The sequence below is a fragment of the Ensifer adhaerens genome (genome assembly GCF_001270265.1).
Lineage (GTDB): Bacteria > Pseudomonadota > Alphaproteobacteria > Rhizobiales > Rhizobiaceae > Ensifer > Ensifer adhaerens_B.
The window spans coordinates 93,095-108,618 of the sequence record NZ_LGAP01000024.1; the positions used below are offsets into that span (position 1 = coordinate 93,095).

Below are 15,524 nucleotides of genomic sequence, written 5' to 3' on the forward strand. Positions count from 1 at the left end.
ATTTAAAACGTTTTCATGATTCGATTGCCTAAGCGTTCGTGCCACGTTACAAAAGCCGCTCATGACCGCCTTGAGGATGACTAGCATTGGCCGATCCCTCCAAGCCCGCCCGTTCCGAAGACAACGGCCCGCCCGCCAAACGCGGCAAGCCGACCCTTCGCACGATCGCAGAAATCACCGGGCTGGCGGTCACCACGGTTTCGCGTGCCCTTGCCGAAGCGCCGCAAATCTCCGCCGACACCCGCAAGCGGGTTCGCGAGGTGGCGATCGAAATCGGCTATTCGCCCGATCGCGCCGCCCAGCGCCTGAAGACCGGCCGCACCAACGTCATTGCCGTGCTGCTCGACCCGCACGAGGAAATCCTCGGCTACGGCACCTCGATCATGAGCGGTATCGCCAAGGCGCTGCAGGGCACCTCCTACCACCTGATCGTCATGCCGAATTTCCTCAATTCGACCAACGTCGAGGCGGTCAACTACATCACCCGCAACAGCATGGCGGACGGCCTGATCTTCTCGCGCACCGAGCCGCTCGATCCGCGCGTCATGCTGCTTTCGGAAATCGGCTTTCCCTTCGTCACCCATGGGCGCACCGAGCTTTCGACGCCGCACGCCTATGTCGACTACGACAACTTCACCTTCTCCTATCAGGCCACCCGCCGGCTGATCGCCAAGGGCCGTCGCAAGCCGGCGCTGATCAGCGGCCCGGCCGACTTCACCTTCGCCGGCCATCTGCAGCATGGCTTCATGACCGCCGTGCGCGAGGCGGGCTGCGCCTACGAAATCCTCTCCGGCATCGATCTCGACAGCCCCGCCGGCGACATTCGCGACCGTGTGCGCCAGCGTTACGGCGAGCCTGACCCGCCGGACAGTTTCATGTGCGGCGGCGAAGTCTGCGCTCTCGCCACCATCACCGGCATGAGCGATTGCGGCCTGACGCTCGGCAACGAATACGACATCGTCGCCAAGCAGACCTCGCACCTCTTGGGCGCGATCCAGCCCCAGGTCGAGACGATCTACGAGGACCTGACCGCCACGGGCGAGGATATGGGCCGCGTATTGCTTCAGCGTATCGGTGGCGAGACCGACGTCGGAAAACTGCAGTTGCTGCTCTCCCCGCAGATCCCCGCCAACTGGTAGATATCGGGCTGAGCCGCGCGACGACGACCGGTCGACGGCGCCGACTGACGCCGCGTCCCGTTTCGTTGTTGCGATCCCTGCCCTCATTGTCCGTCTCCTCGTATCCCCGGAGTTAGCGTGGCATCCACCAGCCGGTGCGCGCGCCGATATGCATGTTGAGCGTCTTGGTTTCGGTATAGTCCTCGACCGCATGGCGGCCGAGCTCGCGGCCGAGGCCGGACTGGCGATAACCGCCGAACGGCAGCTCGGAGGCGCCATCCATGAAGGTGTTCATCCAGACGGTGCCGGCACGCACGCGACGACCGATCGTCAGGCAGGTGTCGAAGTCGCGGCTCCAGACGCCGGCCGACAGACCGTAATCGATGGAATTGGCAATGCGGATCGCCTCGTCGGTGGTCTCAAAGGTCAGCACCGACAGGACCGGGCCGAAAACCTCCTCGCGGGCAACGGCCATGTCAGGCCGCACCGACGAGAGAATGGTCGGCGCCATGAACTGCCCCATGCCGAGGTCGAGTGCTTCGCCGCCATGAGCGACAGCGGCGCCGTCCTTCGATGCGGCAGAAACATAGCCGGCGATCTTTTCCAGGTGCTGCGGCGTGATGATCGCACCGACCTGGGTTTCCGGATCCAAGGGATCGCCGACCTTGACCTTGGCCGAAAGCGCGGCGATGCGCGCCGTCACCTCTTCGGCAATATCGCGGTGAACGATCAGTCGCGAGCCGGCATTGCAGCATTCGCCAGCGTTGAAATAGGCGCCGAACACGGCCGCGTCGATGAACTCGTCGATGTTGGCGTCGGGAAAGACGATCTGCGGGTTCTTGCCGCCGAGTTCGAGCGACACCTTCTTCAGCGTCTGCGCCGCATTGGCCATCGTCAGGCGGCCGACGCCGGTCGAGCCGGTGAAGGAAATCATGTCGACATCCGGGTGCGTCGTCATCGGTGCACCGACCTCCGGACCGGTGCCGGTGATGATGTTGACGACACCGGCCGGCACACCGGCCGCTTCGAGAATTTCACCGAGCACCAGCGTCGAGGCAGAGGTCAATTCGGAAGGCTTGACCACTGTGGTGCAGCCGGCAGCAAGCGCAAAAGGCAGCTTCTGGCTGACGATCAGGAACGGAAAATTCCACGGTGTGATGATCGAAACGACGCCGATCGCTTCGCGCAGAACCACACCGAGCGTGCCATCGCCGAGCGTATTGTAGCTTTCGCCGTGAAGATCACGGGCAAGGGCGGCGGCATAACGCCAGATATCGGCGGCACCGCCGAGTTCGCCCTTGGCCTGGCTGATCGGCTTTCCCGATTCGATGGCGTCGAGGAAGGCAAGCTCGTCGGCGCGCGCGGCGATTAAGTCTGCCGCCTTGAGCAGGATCAGCGACCGCTCGGACGCCGTCATGCGCGGCCAGGGACCATCGTCGAAGGCACGACGGGCAGCAGCGATCGCCCGCTCGGCATCGACGCTAGCGGCCGCCTGATAACGGCTGACGACGACGCCATGTCCGGGCGAGACACGCTCGATCGTGCGCCCATCGGCACTGTCGACCCATTTACCGTCGATCAGCATCTGAAACGTGCGCACCTTGTGATCGCCGAGTGCCTTGGGCCTCACCAGAACCGTCATTACCATTCTCCCTTGAACTGGGCTTCGCGCTTTTCTGAAAAAGCAGCGACGCCTTCCCTGAGGTCGCCGGTCTTGGCGACGAGGATGGACCCTAGCGCTTCGACCGCCGCGCCATTGTCCTCGCCATTCGCCGAAGCGATCATCAGTTTTGAAATCTCGAGCGCGGCCGGGCCGCGTTTTGCCACGCGGGCCGCATAATCGCGCGCCGCCTGCATTACTGTTCCGGTCTCGACGACCGCATCGACCAGACCTTCGGCCTTCGCCGCCTCCGCCGAGAACATCTCGCCGCCAAGCACCATGCGCCGGACGATCTGGGCGCCGAAGCGGGTAACGAGACGCTGCGTGCCCGACCAGCCCGGAACCATGCCGAGGCTCGTTTCCGGCAGACCGATCTTGATCTGACTTTCGGCGATCCGGATGTCGGCTGCAGCGGCCAACTCCAAGCCGCCGCCAAGCGCATGGCCGTTCAGTGCCGCAATGACCGGCATTCTCAACGTCGCCAGCCGCTCGAACACACGATGGCCAAAGCGCACCCAGTCATGGCCGAAGGCGGCGGCATCCATGCCGCCCCAGGCCTTGATGTCGCCGCCGGCGGAGAAGGCCTTGCCCTCTCCCGTCAGGATCAGCACGCGCACTTCGCGCATCGTCTCGACCGTATCGCAGGCCGCGGCAAGCGCCTTCAGCATGTCGATGTCGAAGGCATTGAGCTTGTCCGGACGGGCGACGGTCATCGTCGCGACCGGTCCATCGACGGCGATCTGGATGCGGTCCTCAGACATGGGCGCCCCCTGCCAGTGTGCGGGCAGTTTTAACAGGCAATGTCAGGCCGATCAGCGCCTCGTGGAAGAGCGCCGCCTCCATTGTCTTCAAACGATCCGATACGATGAGCGGAAACTCGGACTGGTCGAGGATATGGGCCTGCAGATCGACGCCCGGCGCAATTTCCGTGAGCATCACGCCTTCGGGCGTCAGCTTCATCACGCAGCGCTCGGTGACATAGGTAATGTCCTGGCCCTGCTCGATACCTCGGCGGCCGGAGAAGGTGACGTGCTCAACCTCGTTGACGAGCTTCTTGAGCTTGCCTTCCTTTTCGATCACCAGTTTGCCATCGGCAACGGCAAGCTTGGCGCCGGCATTGAACATGCCGGAAAAGACGATCTTCTTCGCCCGCGCGGTGATGTCGACGAAGCCGCCGGCACCGGCCGTCACATGCGGCCGGAAGGAGAGCTTCGAGACATTGACCGAACCGTTGCGGTCGATTTCGAGGAAGGAGAGCAGCGAGGCATCGAAGCCCGCACCCTGGAAATAGGTGAACTGATAGGGCGACGGCATGAAAGCATCGGCGTTCGACGCGCAGCCGAAGGCGAAATCCAAGAGCGGCACGCCGCCGACCGCCCCCTGTTCGATCACCCAGGTCACAGTGCCGTGCAGGCCTTCCTCGAGCAGGATGCGTGGCACGTTGGCCGAAATGCCGAAGCCGAGATTGACGGCGCTGCCCGTCTGCAACTCCTGCGCCACCCGGCGGGCGATGACCTTCTGGATGTTGAACTCCGGCACGCGGAAACTGTCGAGCGGACGGAAGATCTCGCCGGAGATGGCCGGATCGTAGAGCGTCTGCGTCGTCTGCTTCTGGTCGGGATCGACGACGACATAGTCGACGAGCACGCCAGGCACGCGCACGTCGTGCGGCTTCAACGAGCCTTCCTTGGTGATGCGCTTGACCTGGGCGATGACGATGCCGCCATTGTTGCGGGCAGCGAGCGCCTGGTCGAGACCGCCGAGATAGGCGCCCTCGTGCTCATAGGTCAGATTACCGCGCTCGTCCGCCGTGGTCGCTCGAATGATTGCCACCTGAGGCGCAATCGCCTTGAAATAGAGCCAGTCCTCGCCCTCGAAAGTGACCTTCTTGACCACCGGTTCGGCCGCCGCGGAGGCGTTCATGGCGCAGCCTTCGCGTGACGGGTCGACGAAGGTGTCGAGCCCGACCTTGGTCATGACGCCGGGGCGCTTGGCTGCCGCCTCGCGGTGCATGTCAAAGAGGATGCCGGAGGGAACATTGTAGGCGGCCACCTCGTCGGCGCCGATCATCTGCCAGATCAGGGGCGGTTCGGCGCTCGACGGACCTGAAGGATAGGAGCCGCCGATGATCTTCTTCAAAAGCCCCTTCTTGGCGATGTAATCGACACCCTTGATGCCGCTCATGTCGCCGGCGGCGATCGGGTGCAGCGTCGTCAGGTCACGGGGATGGCCGGTCGCATCAAACCGCTCGCCGATCGCCTTCAGCATCAGATCCGGGCAGCCAAGACCACTCGAAGACGAGACCGAAACAACGGCACCATCCGGAATGAGGGCGGCGGCTTCAGCCGGCGAAATATGCTTGTTCATCGACATCAACTCAAAGTCCCGTTTCGATCGCAACCGCCTGGCCCGTCGCCGCCGCCTTGGCGACGGCGAGGCCCGTGGCAAGCGACCAGACGCCGTCTTCGCCGGATGCCGACGGGCGGCCATTGCCTTCGATGGCGGAATGGAAGGCGGCAAGCGCCGTTTCGTAGAGGTTGCGATGGTCGAGCGTCAGTTCGCTCTCGCCATCGGCATTGCGCAGCGTCACCGTGCCGACCGGCTTCTGGGTCATGACGTTGCGGCCGATCAGCGACCCCTCGGTTCCGTGCACCTCGAGGCCTGTCTCGGCGAATTTGGTGGTGAAGGCATCGTGGAACTGGGCGATGACGCCGGAGCGGAAACGAAGCACGCCCATGACGCCGTCCTCCAGGCCTTCCTTGCCCATGCCGGCGCTGTGGCTGATGGCAACGGCTTCGGCGGGGTCGTCGTCGAGGATGAAACGCAAGGTGTCGACGTCGTGCACGGTGATGTCGAGAATGACGCCGCCGCCGGCATCCGGCCGCTCCAGCCGCCAGCCCTGAAGATGCGGCGGCAGATAGACCGCATGGAAGACGCGCGCCGCGATCGGCCGACCGATCCGCCCTTCGGCGATCGCCTCACGCATGGCGCGATGGGTGGCGGCATTGCGCAGGTGGTGGTTGGTGCCGAGCACGACGCCGGCCTCACACGCCTTCAGCACCATTTCGCAGCCATCATTGAGGTTCATCGCCAGCGGCTTCTCGCAGAGCACATGCTTGCCGGCGGCGATCGCCGCCAGCGTCTGTTCGCGGTGAAGTTCGTTGGTCGTCGACACATAGACCGCATCGACATCTGGGTCGCCGACCAGGTCTTCGATCGATGTCACCGATTTGGCGATGCCGTTCTCTTCAGCGTAAGTCGCGCCGCGTTCGGCGCTGGTGCTCATCACCGAGACGACTTCGCCGCCGGTAGCGCGGATCGCGCCAATCACCCATTCGCGCGCGATCGTGCTCGCGCCGATCAGACCCCACCCAGTCATGACAATGCCTCCCTCGTTCTGCGCTCGATCGCAGCGCCGCAGCTCTGGCGGACGACGAGACGCACCGATCCGATGATCGATTCGGCCTCTGCCCTGCCCGCGTTGATCTGCTTCAACAGCAATTCCGCTGCCCTCTGCCCCATGCCCTGCGGATCGACGGACACGGTCGTCAGTGCCGGCACCGCGGTCTTCGCCTCGATCACGTCGTCGAAACCGATCACGGCAAAATCGGCGCCCGGCTCCAGCCGCCGCGCCCGCAGGCCGTCGCAGACGCCGAAGGCGACCGCGTCGTTGAAGCACAGTGCTGCCGTCGGCCGGTCGGCAAGCATCATCGCCTGCTCGATGGCGGTGACGCCGCCGGCGCGCGATGGCGCCGAACCGACGACAAGCGCATCGGCCGCATCGAGCCCGGCCTCGAGCAAGGCATCGCGGTAACCGCGCATGCGCGCTTCGAACACGGCAGTGTCGGGGAAACCACCGAGAAAGGCGATGCGCCGATGACCGCGCTCGATCAGGTGGCGCACGGCCGCCACGGCGCCGGCATGATTGTCTGACGTCAGCGAAGAGACGCCAGCGTCGGCAATGTCGCGAACAACGAGCACGACCGGGATGCCGCTATCGACCAAAGGCGCCAGGTCGGCAGCCTCGGTACCACGCGCCGGCGAGATGATCAGCCCGGAGACCCCGTGCTCGCGCATCGACGCCACGACTTCGCGCTGGCGCTCGATCTTTTCACTTGTATTGGCGAGAAACTGAACGAAGCCAGCCGACTGAACCACGGCATCGACACCGACGGCGAGCTCGGCAAAGAAGCTGTTGGTCAGGTCGTTGACGACAATGCCGATGATCTTCGACTTCGATTGGCGCAGGTTGGCAGCGCTGCGATTGTAGACATAGCCAAGCTCGCGAATGGTGGCATTGACCTTGGCACGGGTCACCTCGTTGACCAGCGGGCTGCCCTGCAGGACGAGCGACACGGTCGACTTCGACACGCCGGCTGCGTGTGCGATATCGACCACCGTTACCCGTTCCTTGACCAAAGCATCCTCCCAAAACATGCGGTATTTTTCACATTCATAATTGGAACGTTCCAAATCAGTCAAGAGGAAAACGGTCACATTTTTGATTTCGGCAACACGGAAGCGGAGATGAAGCAGCGTGCGCAATTGACATTCCAGCAAACTATTGGCGCCATCATTTCGGATTATATCTCATATTTACATAGGTTTAATCTCAAATCTCCGCACGCCATCTTCTCTCCGCATCGAGCCCGGAAAACAAACGGCAATACTTGCCGCTTGAAATTTGGAACGATCTAAATTATTCGAAGGCAACGGTCCGAGGAGGAGACGAAAGCCGATGACAAGCCTGACGTTGCCACGCCAAGACGGCTCATTGGAGCAATACCGACTGACGGGAATCCCGATCGAGCGGCCGAGCACCGCCCCAACCTTCAACCGCATCGCCTATGCCGCCGCCCATGTCGTTTCGGATCCGCTTCGCGATGCCGATCCCTGGGGCAATGCCGCCATCGACTGGGACCAGACCATGGCGTTCCGCCATCACCTCTGGAGCCTGGGCTTCAAGATCGCCGAAGCGATGGACACGGCCCAGCGCGGCATGGGTCTTGCCTGGCCGGGCGCACAGGAGCTGATCCGCCGCTCTCTCGCCGAGGCGCGAAACGTGCCGGGCGCCGATCTTGCCTGCGGCGCCGGCACGGATCACCTGGCGCCTGCCGATGCCCGCTCGCTCGATGACGTCATTGCCGCCTATGAGGAACAGATCGGCTTTGTCGAGAGTGAGGGTGGCCGCGCCATCATGATGGCAAGCCGCGCGCTTGCCCGTGTCGCCCGCTCGCCCGACGATTACCGCCATGTCTACGGTCATATCCTGCGCCAGACGAAGGACAAGGTGGTGCTGCACTGGCTCGGCGACATGTTCGACCCGCAACTGAGGGGTTATTGGGGGTCTGACGATTTCGACCAGGCACTCGACGCGGTGCTGTCGGTCATCGAGGCCAATCGCGACAAGGTCGAAGGCATCAAGATTTCTCTGCTCGACAACGCCAAGGAAGTCGCCCTGCGAAACCGCCTGCCGGAGGGCGTGCTTTGCTTCACCGGCGACGACTTCAACTATGCGAAACTGATCGAGGGCGACGGCGCGAAATACAGCCACGCCCTGCTCGGCATCTTCGATGCAGTGGCACCTTCTGCCTCCAAGGCGCTTGCCGCACTGGCCAAGGGCGATGTGGCCACGTTCCGTGGCGTCATCGAGCCGACCGTGCCGCTGTCGCGCAAGATCTTCGAGGCGCCGACGCAGTACTACAAGGCCGGCGTGGTCTTCCTCGCCTGGCTGAACGGCCATCAGAGCCATTTCACCATGCCGGCAGGCATGCAGTCCGCGCGTGGCCTGCTGCACTATGCCGAGATCTTCCGGCTTGCCGACAAGGCCAGCGTGCTCGATCGACCGGAACTCGCGGTTAAGCGGATGCAGAGCTTTCTCGCAACCCTCGGCGTCGAACAGGCCGGCTGATAACGAAAACGGCGCCCGCGAAGGGCGCCGTCAATGACCGGGGCAGGGATCTCGGCGGGTGGCCTCAGAATGTCGCCGTCAGGCTCATCCAGAAGCGGCGCCCCTCCATGACCGTGTTGAAGTCGGTCTGCTCGACCGTCTTGTCGAGAAGGTTGTAAACCGCCGCGTTCAGCGTCAGGCCTTCGCCGAGCGCGTATTTCGTGCCGATGTCGACGGTGGCATAGGCGTCGTATTTCCGCCCCTGCTGGCCGTTGATCGTCACCGGTTTGCCGTTGGTGCCGATGCGCGCGCCGGCGGCGATCTCCTCGCCATGATAATTGACCGAGGCCCAGGCTTCCAAACCCTCGACCGGCGTGAACCAATCGGCCCTGAGATTGGCCATTTGCTCGGGTGTGCGCGCCAGCGGGAAGTCGGCAAAAGTTCCGGTCTTCTGCTCGGATTGCGTATAGGTGTAGCTGCCGCGCAGGGCCAGGTCCGCCGTGGCGTTCCAGGTCGCCGTCAGCTCGACGCCCTGGATGACGGCGTCATCGATATTGTAGTTGTACCACAGCCGGTAGTTCGGATCCTCGCTCCAGCGCGCCGGATTTCCGGCGGCATCGAGCACCAGCGAATTGGAAATCTTGTCCTTGAAGTCGGTGTAGAAATAGGCGCCGCCGAGGATGACGTCGCCATTGTCCCAGACAGCGCCGATTTCATAGCTCGTGCTCGATTCGGCCTTGAGGTTCGGGTCGGCGATGATCACGCCGCAGGTGCCGGCCGGTCCATAGGAGCAACCGCCGCCGCCGGTGGTGTAGGCATATCCCGAGGCGATGCTGCGAATGTCGGGCGCGCGGAAGCCAGTAGGTCGCGGAACGATCCCTTCTCCAGCTCTTCGCCAGTCACCACGGTGATACTCGCGGGCGCGTCCTTGACGTTCTACTCGAAGCCGGTCGCGGTCACCACGATCTGCTGCAGCTCCGTGGTCTTCTCCTTGTCCTTGGCTTTCTGGGCCTGCGCTTCCATCGGCACCGTCAGCGCCGTACCGGCAAGGCATGCGCAGAGGAAACGCTGCGGTAGACCGGACGGTCGTCGCTCGGTCTTGCGCCGGACCGGTAACGCGAATGTGTGCCGCGCGATGCCGCTATCCACCGGGCGGTGGGCCTCAATGCTCATCTTTGTCTCCACAAATAACTTGAGTATAAAAGTCCACTTAATTATTGGCGAGACAGGCGGTCAACGGTACTGTTTTAGAACAATTCTAAATTTAAATGAGCGCAAAACACGGGCTCCGAATATGCGCGAATCGTGTTTGACGGAAACGACAGCAATGAAGGCGCAGACGCAGGAGATTTTACCCCCGCACGATCGCCAGACCGATATGCGCAAATTGTGCCTGCTGCTGGCGCTGGATGCACTGTTGCGGGAAAACAGCGTCAGCCGGGCAGCCGTCAGCGTCGGCCTCCAGCCTTCCGCCATGAGCCGGCTACTATCCCAGTTGCGCGAGGAATATCGCGACCCGCTGTTCCTGCGCACCGGCCACGGCCTGCGACCGACACCCCTCGCCGAAACGCTGCGATCTGCTGGCGCTGGATGCACTGTTGCGGGAAAACAGCGTCAGCCGGGCAGCCGTCAGCGTCGGCCTCCAGCCTTCCGCCATGAGCCGGCTACTATCCCAGTTGCGCGAGGAATATCGCGACCCGCTGTTCCTGCGCACCGGCCACGGCCTGCGACCGACACCCCTCGCCGAAACGCTGCGATTGCGGGGGCGCGCCCTTGCCGCGGAGGCGGAAGCTCTTTTCGAACGACCCGGCCGAACCGTGACGCCGGATCCGCAGGAACAGAGTGGCTGGGAAGGGGTTGGCCTGATCGCGGCGCCGCCGCTCGCCGCGCGGCCAAGCCTGATGCTGGACGGCGAGCCGACCCCGGAAGCCTTTGCCGCCAAGCTCGCGCTTATCGGCGACGATGCGGCACCGCAACGGCGGCTGGCCCGCAGCATCGCAACCATCGGCACCGGTGCCGGCCGCAGCCGACCCTTGAGCGAAGCGGAAGCGGAAGAAGCGCTGATGATCATCCTGGCCGGGGAGGCGGACCCGGTGCAGATCGGCGCCCTGATGGTGGCGCTGCAATATCGCGGCGCGACCGCCGGAGAGATCGCCGGGTTCGTGCGGGCGATCCGCCGCCATGTCGGCGCTGTCGCCGCCGGCAGCGGTGCGGCAGATCTGGACTGGCCGTGCTATCTCTCGCCGAAGCTCAAGACCGCACCGTGGTTCCTGCATGCAGCAAGGCTGGTCGTAAGCGCCGGCTACCGCGTCCTGTTGCACGGCCACTATGGCCAGGATGGCACTGAGCGCGGCAAGCTCGAAATCGCCGCCACCCGCGCCGGGATCGCCATCTGCGTATCGCTTGAGGAAGCCAACATCGCTTTGGCGACAACCGGGATTGCCTATCTGCCGCTACCGGCACTGTCGCCGCAGATCTATCGCCTGCTCGGCCTCTACGGGCTGATGGAAATGCGCATCCCGCTTGGCTCCGCGGTGCATCTGATCAATCCCATGGGCGCGCGCACGAGCCTGCTTGGCGTCGCCAACTCCGCCGCCCGGACGCTGAGCCGGGACATCGCCTTGCTGCTCGGCGTAAGAGATCTGACGATCCTCGGCAACACCCGCGACCATGCGGAGTTCACCCCCTATCGCCAGACACCCTTGTTTCGGCTGGTCGTCGGCGAGGCCCACGACCTGGTCATTCCGGCCCTGCCGGCGCCACCGACCGAAGCGCGCACCGGCCTCAGCACGCGCGAATATTGGGAAGCGGTCTGGACCGGGGCGGCCCGCGACGAGCGGGCCGATTCGACGATCGTCACCACGGCGGTCGCTGCCCTTCTCAGTCTCGGCAATAGCTCGGGCTTCGAGGCGGCCTGCGAAACGGCGCGTGCGCTGTGGTCGGGCCGATCGCGCCAGATGGCGCGATAGGACGCACCATCGCTCAGGCCGCCAGGCCCTTCTTGGCGAGCATTGCATCCGGGCTCGGCAGTTTGCCGCGGAAAGCCTTGTAGGCGTCCTCCGGATCGATCGAACCGCCGACCGAGTAGACGTTATCCCTGAGCTTGCGCGCCATATCCGGATCGAAGGGGTTGCCCGTCTCTTCGAAGGCAGCGAAGGCATCCGCATCGAGCACCTCCGACCACATGTAGGAATAATAGCCGGCCGAATAGCCGTCGCCGGAGAAGACATGCAGGAAATGCGGGCTGCGGTGCCGCATGACGATCGACTTCGGCATGCCGATCTTTTCCAGCGTTGCCGCTTCGAGCGCCATCGGTTCACCCTGCGTTTCCGCCGTGTGATAGGCCATGTCGACCAGTGCGGACGACGTGAACTCGACCGTCGCGAAGCCGGAATTGAAGGTGCGTGCAGCAAGCACCTTGTCGAGCAACGCCTCGGGCATCGGTTCGCCGGTCTGGTAATGCACCGCATAGCGCTTGAGGATATCCGGCACCGTCAGCCAGTGTTCGTAGAGCTGCGACGGCAGCTCGACGAAGTCGCGCGAGACGCCCGTACCGGAAACCGAGGGGTAGGTGACATTGGATAGCATGCCATGCAACGCATGCCCGAACTCATGGAAAAGGGTGCGCGCATCGTCGAGCGACAGCAGCGCGGGCTTGCCTTCGGCGGGCTTGGCAAAGTTGCAGACGTTGTAGACGATCGGCAGTTCGCCGATGGCGCCGTTCTTCAGCGTCAGCTTGTGCTGCGACTGGAACGAACTCATCCAGGCGCCGGAGCGCTTTGACGAGCGCGCGAAGTAATCGCCGAGGAACAACGCCACAAGCTTTCCGGCTGCGTCGCGGATCTCGAAAACGCGCACATCAGGATGGTAGCCGGCAATGCCCTGCTTCTCCGTCGCGGTGATGCCGAACAGGCGCTGGGCAACGTCGAAGCAGGCGTCGATGATCTTTTCGAGCTGCAGGTAGGGCTTCAGCTCGCCTTCCGAGAAGTCGAACTTTTCGGTGCGCAGCTTTTCCGCATAGTGGCGCCAATCCCAAGGCATGACGTCGTGATTGCGGCCCTCCGTCGCGACCAGCGTGGCAAGATCCGCCTCTTCCTCCCGGGCACGGGCAACCGCCTTTTCCCAGACCTGCATCAACAGGCCGTTCACGGCTGCCGGTGTCTTGGCCATGGTGTTGTCGAGCTTCAATGCCGCGTAGTTGGCGTAGCCGAGCAGCTTGGCCTTCTCGGCCCGCAGCGCTAGCGTTTCAGCAATGTGGCCGCGATTGTCGGTTTCGCCACCATTCTCGCCGCGGGCGATCCAGGCGCGGAAAGCCTGTTCCCGAAGCTCGCGATTGTCGGAGAAGGTCAGAAACGGCTCGATGATCGAACGCGACAGCGTCACCGCATATTTGCCCTTTTCGCCGCGGTCGCTGGCGGCAGCGGCCATGGCGTCGCGCAGAAAATCCGGCAGCCCGGCCAGATCCTCGTCACTCGCGAGGAAGAGCACCCAGTTCTTCTCGTCGGCAAGCACGTTCTGACCGAACTTGGCGCCGAGGCCGGCAAGCGTTTCGTTGATTGCCGCCAGCCGCTCCTGCTCATCCTTCGCGAGCTTCGCGCCGGATTTGACGAAACCTTTCCAGTGCCGCTCCAGCACCCGCGTCGCCTCCAGATCGAGACTGAGGCTTTCGCGGTTCTCCCAGAGCGTGTCGATCCGCTTGAACAGCGCGGCATTCATGCCGATCTTGGAATAATGCCGGGACATTTTTGGCGCGATGTCGCGTTCCAGCGCCTGAATGGTTTCGTTGGTATCGGCGCCGGCCTTGTTCCAGAAGATCGAGGATATGCGCGACAGCTCATCGCCGGCGATCTCCAACGCGACGACGGTATTTTCGAATGTCGGCGCGTCAGGGTTTCCGGCGATTTCGTCGATCTCCGCCTCATGTGCCCGGAAGGCCGCTTCGAAGGCCGGCGCAAAATCCGTGTCCTTCACCAGATCGAAGCGGGGCAGGCCCTCATGTCCGGTCCAGGTCGTCAGGGCAGGGTTGAGCGGGGTACTCGCGGTCATGGAAGGTCCTTTCGCATGCGGATGCCGGCCAGAGACCGGGAGGGAGCGCCCGTGAAGCCGCAGGCTGCCGGGCGGAAGAGCTTGAGGTGGTTGCTGGCGGCCTTGGCGTCAAGGCTCGTCGTCAAGGCTTGCGCAAACCGAGAAGGCCGGGGGCGGCGTGCCACACGGCCTGGACGGCAAAGCCGATGAACAGCAGGCCCGAAAGCCGGACGATCGCCAGCTCATGGCGGCGATAGAAGCGCCGAACGACCGAAGCGCCGATGATGACGATCAGGATCAGGTCGGCAACGAGAAAGCCGATGAGCGAGACGCCGAGCAGCATCGGCAAGGCGTCGAATTCCAATGCGTTGGCGGAGCCGGCGAGCAGGGCGGTGAAGGTCGCGAGCGCCACCGGATAGCCCTTCGGGTTGGTCAGGCCGAAGATCAACCCGCGCCGAAGCGGCCGCTCTACCGTGATCAGCGCCCTGTTTTCGCCTGTCGGCCGGGCGCGCAGGGCGGTCCAGCCGATCCAGCCGAGATAGAGGCCACAGAAGAGGCCGAGAATGTCGAAGATCGTCGTACCGACAGAACGCGCGCCGACGATCGCAACGAGCGCCAAGGCTGACCAGAGAATATCGCCGACGAGGTGTCCGCCCATGAACAATGCTCCGGCCTTGCGGCCCTGGCCGGCGCCGATGCCAAGCAGGGCGAGAAAGGCCGGCCCGGGAATGAGCGTGTAGGAGAGGGCGGCGAGAAAGGCACCGATCAGCAGCGTCTCGGACATGGCAGATCCCCGGTTGTGTCTGCGGGCCATTCGATCCGCAGCCGGCGATTCCGTCAAGCGGAAAGACTGGCCGCTCAAACGCCGCGCCTGGCATGACAACGCGCCGGCGCGAGGCGGTATCGCAACGGGTCTGGATCGGCGGCATCAGCAACAAAACCGGCATCGCTCGAATGGCGCCCGCGCCAAGCATCAGCGGAATCCTCCACCCGAACGATTGCCGAAGGTGAGGGCATCGATGGTGGCGCGAAGAAGCGCCGTGATCGTACGAATGAACTTGCGCATGGGTTTCGGTCCTCCGGCCGGTGCGGCGCTGCCGGTTGCGTGCCGCCGTCGTCAGAATTCCATCCTTTTAAGGCAGGGCCTGTTTCGCCGGGAACGACGACCGGACGACAGCGACCGCGCACAATTCTTTCGTCGCGATCATTTCCCTCGATACGAAGTTGCGCTAAGACGCGCGCGAGTTTTCCCCGCGAGAAGGACCTTCCATGACAGTGCGCAATCTCTTCCTTCTGCCCGGCGACGGCATCGGCCCGGAAGCCATGGCGGAAGTCCGCAAAATCATCGCCTACATGAACGCCGAGCTTGGCAGCGGCTTCGTGACGGACGAAGGCCTTGTCGGCGGCTCGGCCTATGACGCCCACGGCCAGGCGATTTCGGAAGGGGACATGGCCAAGGCGCTCGGCGCCGACTCCGTGCTGTTTGGCGCCGTCGGCGGTCCGAAGTGGGATGCCGTGCCCTATGACGTCCGTCCGGAAGCCGGTCTTCTCAGGCTGCGCAAGGACCTTGAGCTGTTTGCCAACCTGCGCCCGGCGATCTGCTACCCGGCGCTCTCCGCCGCCTCGTCGCTGAAGCCGGAACTGGTCGAAGGCCTCGACATCCTGATCGTGCGCGAGCTGACCGGCGGCGTCTATTTCGGCGAACCGAAGGAAATCATCGATCTCGGCAACGGCCAGAAGCGCGGCATCGACACCCAGGTCTACGACACCTACGAGATCGAGCGCATCGCCGGTGTTGCCTTCGAACTGGCCCGCACCCGCAACAACCGCG

General features: G+C 63.7%; 12 protein-coding genes and 2 pseudogenes. 5 read left to right on the forward strand and 9 right to left on the reverse strand.

Features of this window, described 5'->3' with window-relative positions; all coding sequences use genetic code 11:
* The first annotated feature begins 86 nt into the window (after positions 1-86).
* On the forward strand, positions 87-1,139 hold the full coding sequence (locus AC244_RS25930; RefSeq protein ID WP_053251705.1) for a LacI family transcriptional regulator: 1,053 nt from the start codon (positions 87-89) through the stop codon (positions 1,137-1,139).
* A 112-nt stretch (positions 1,140-1,251) separates the two neighbouring features.
* On the opposite strand, the gene AC244_RS25935 is transcribed toward AC244_RS25930, so the two are convergent.
* Genes AC244_RS25935 through AC244_RS25955 form a run of 5 tightly spaced genes read right to left on the reverse strand, consistent with a single transcriptional unit; the run spans position 1,252 to position 7,197 of the window.
* Positions 1,252-2,760, reverse strand: coding sequence for an aldehyde dehydrogenase family protein (locus tag AC244_RS25935; protein WP_053251706.1), 1,509 nt, complete (start codon positions 2,758-2,760; stop codon positions 1,252-1,254).
* Positions 2,760-3,539: an enoyl-CoA hydratase/isomerase family protein gene (locus tag AC244_RS25940; protein ID WP_053251707.1), complete on the reverse strand. Its 780-nt coding sequence runs from the start codon at positions 3,537-3,539 to the stop codon at positions 2,760-2,762. The genes AC244_RS25935 and AC244_RS25940 overlap by 1 nt, the downstream gene beginning before the upstream one ends.
* Complete coding sequence (locus AC244_RS25945) at positions 3,532-5,151, reverse strand: acyl CoA:acetate/3-ketoacid CoA transferase (protein WP_053251720.1); 1,620 nt, start codon at positions 5,149-5,151, stop codon at positions 3,532-3,534. The genes AC244_RS25940 and AC244_RS25945 overlap by 8 nt, the downstream gene beginning before the upstream one ends.
* Before the next feature lie 4 nt (positions 5,152-5,155).
* Complete coding sequence (locus AC244_RS25950) at positions 5,156-6,157, reverse strand: Gfo/Idh/MocA family protein (protein ID WP_053251708.1); 1,002 nt, start codon at positions 6,155-6,157, stop codon at positions 5,156-5,158.
* Positions 6,154-7,197 (reverse strand): LacI family DNA-binding transcriptional regulator, encoded by a 1,044-nt coding sequence (locus AC244_RS25955; protein ID WP_053251721.1) that lies wholly within the window; start codon positions 7,195-7,197, stop codon positions 6,154-6,156. The genes AC244_RS25950 and AC244_RS25955 overlap by 4 nt, the downstream gene beginning before the upstream one ends.
* A 319-nt stretch (positions 7,198-7,516) precedes the next feature.
* On the opposite strand from AC244_RS25955, the gene AC244_RS25960 reads away from it, so the two are divergent.
* Positions 7,517-8,689 (forward strand): dihydrodipicolinate synthase family protein, encoded by a 1,173-nt coding sequence (locus AC244_RS25960; RefSeq protein ID WP_053251709.1) that lies wholly within the window; start codon positions 7,517-7,519, stop codon positions 8,687-8,689.
* Positions 8,690-8,753: 64 nt separating this feature from the next.
* Here the strand turns inward: AC244_RS25960 and AC244_RS25965 are convergent.
* Positions 8,754-9,530, reverse strand: a pseudogene (locus AC244_RS25965) (TonB-dependent receptor domain-containing protein); the annotation flags it as partial.
* 74 nt (positions 9,531-9,604) lie between these two features.
* Entirely contained in the window at positions 9,605-9,841 is a 237-nt protein-coding gene (locus AC244_RS37250; protein WP_161807899.1) for a hypothetical protein, read from the reverse strand.
* A gap of 205 nt (positions 9,842-10,046) precedes the next feature.
* Here AC244_RS37250 and AC244_RS38320 point away from each other — a divergent pair.
* Together AC244_RS38320 and AC244_RS25970 are read left to right on the forward strand one after the other, a co-directional pair.
* Positions 10,047-10,223: pseudogene (locus tag AC244_RS38320) on the forward strand (helix-turn-helix domain-containing protein); the annotation flags it as partial.
* A 31-nt stretch (positions 10,224-10,254) separates the two neighbouring features.
* Entirely contained in the window at positions 10,255-11,637 is a 1,383-nt protein-coding gene (locus AC244_RS25970) for a glycosyl transferase family protein (protein WP_268750782.1), read from the forward strand.
* A gap of 13 nt (positions 11,638-11,650) precedes the next feature.
* Here AC244_RS25970 and AC244_RS25975 read toward each other — a convergent pair whose 3' ends face one another.
* Together AC244_RS25975 and AC244_RS25980 are read right to left on the reverse strand one after the other, a co-directional pair.
* Entirely contained in the window at positions 11,651-13,714 is a 2,064-nt protein-coding gene (locus tag AC244_RS25975) for a M3 family metallopeptidase (protein ID WP_053251710.1), read from the reverse strand.
* A gap of 121 nt (positions 13,715-13,835) precedes the next feature.
* Positions 13,836-14,477, reverse strand: coding sequence for a LysE family translocator (locus AC244_RS25980; RefSeq protein WP_053251711.1), 642 nt, complete (start codon positions 14,475-14,477; stop codon positions 13,836-13,838).
* A gap of 485 nt (positions 14,478-14,962) precedes the next feature.
* On the opposite strand from AC244_RS25980, the gene AC244_RS25985 reads away from it, so the two are divergent.
* Positions 14,963-15,524 (forward strand): isocitrate/isopropylmalate family dehydrogenase (locus tag AC244_RS25985; protein ID WP_234717034.1); only part of this gene is annotated, 562 nt, incomplete at its 3' end.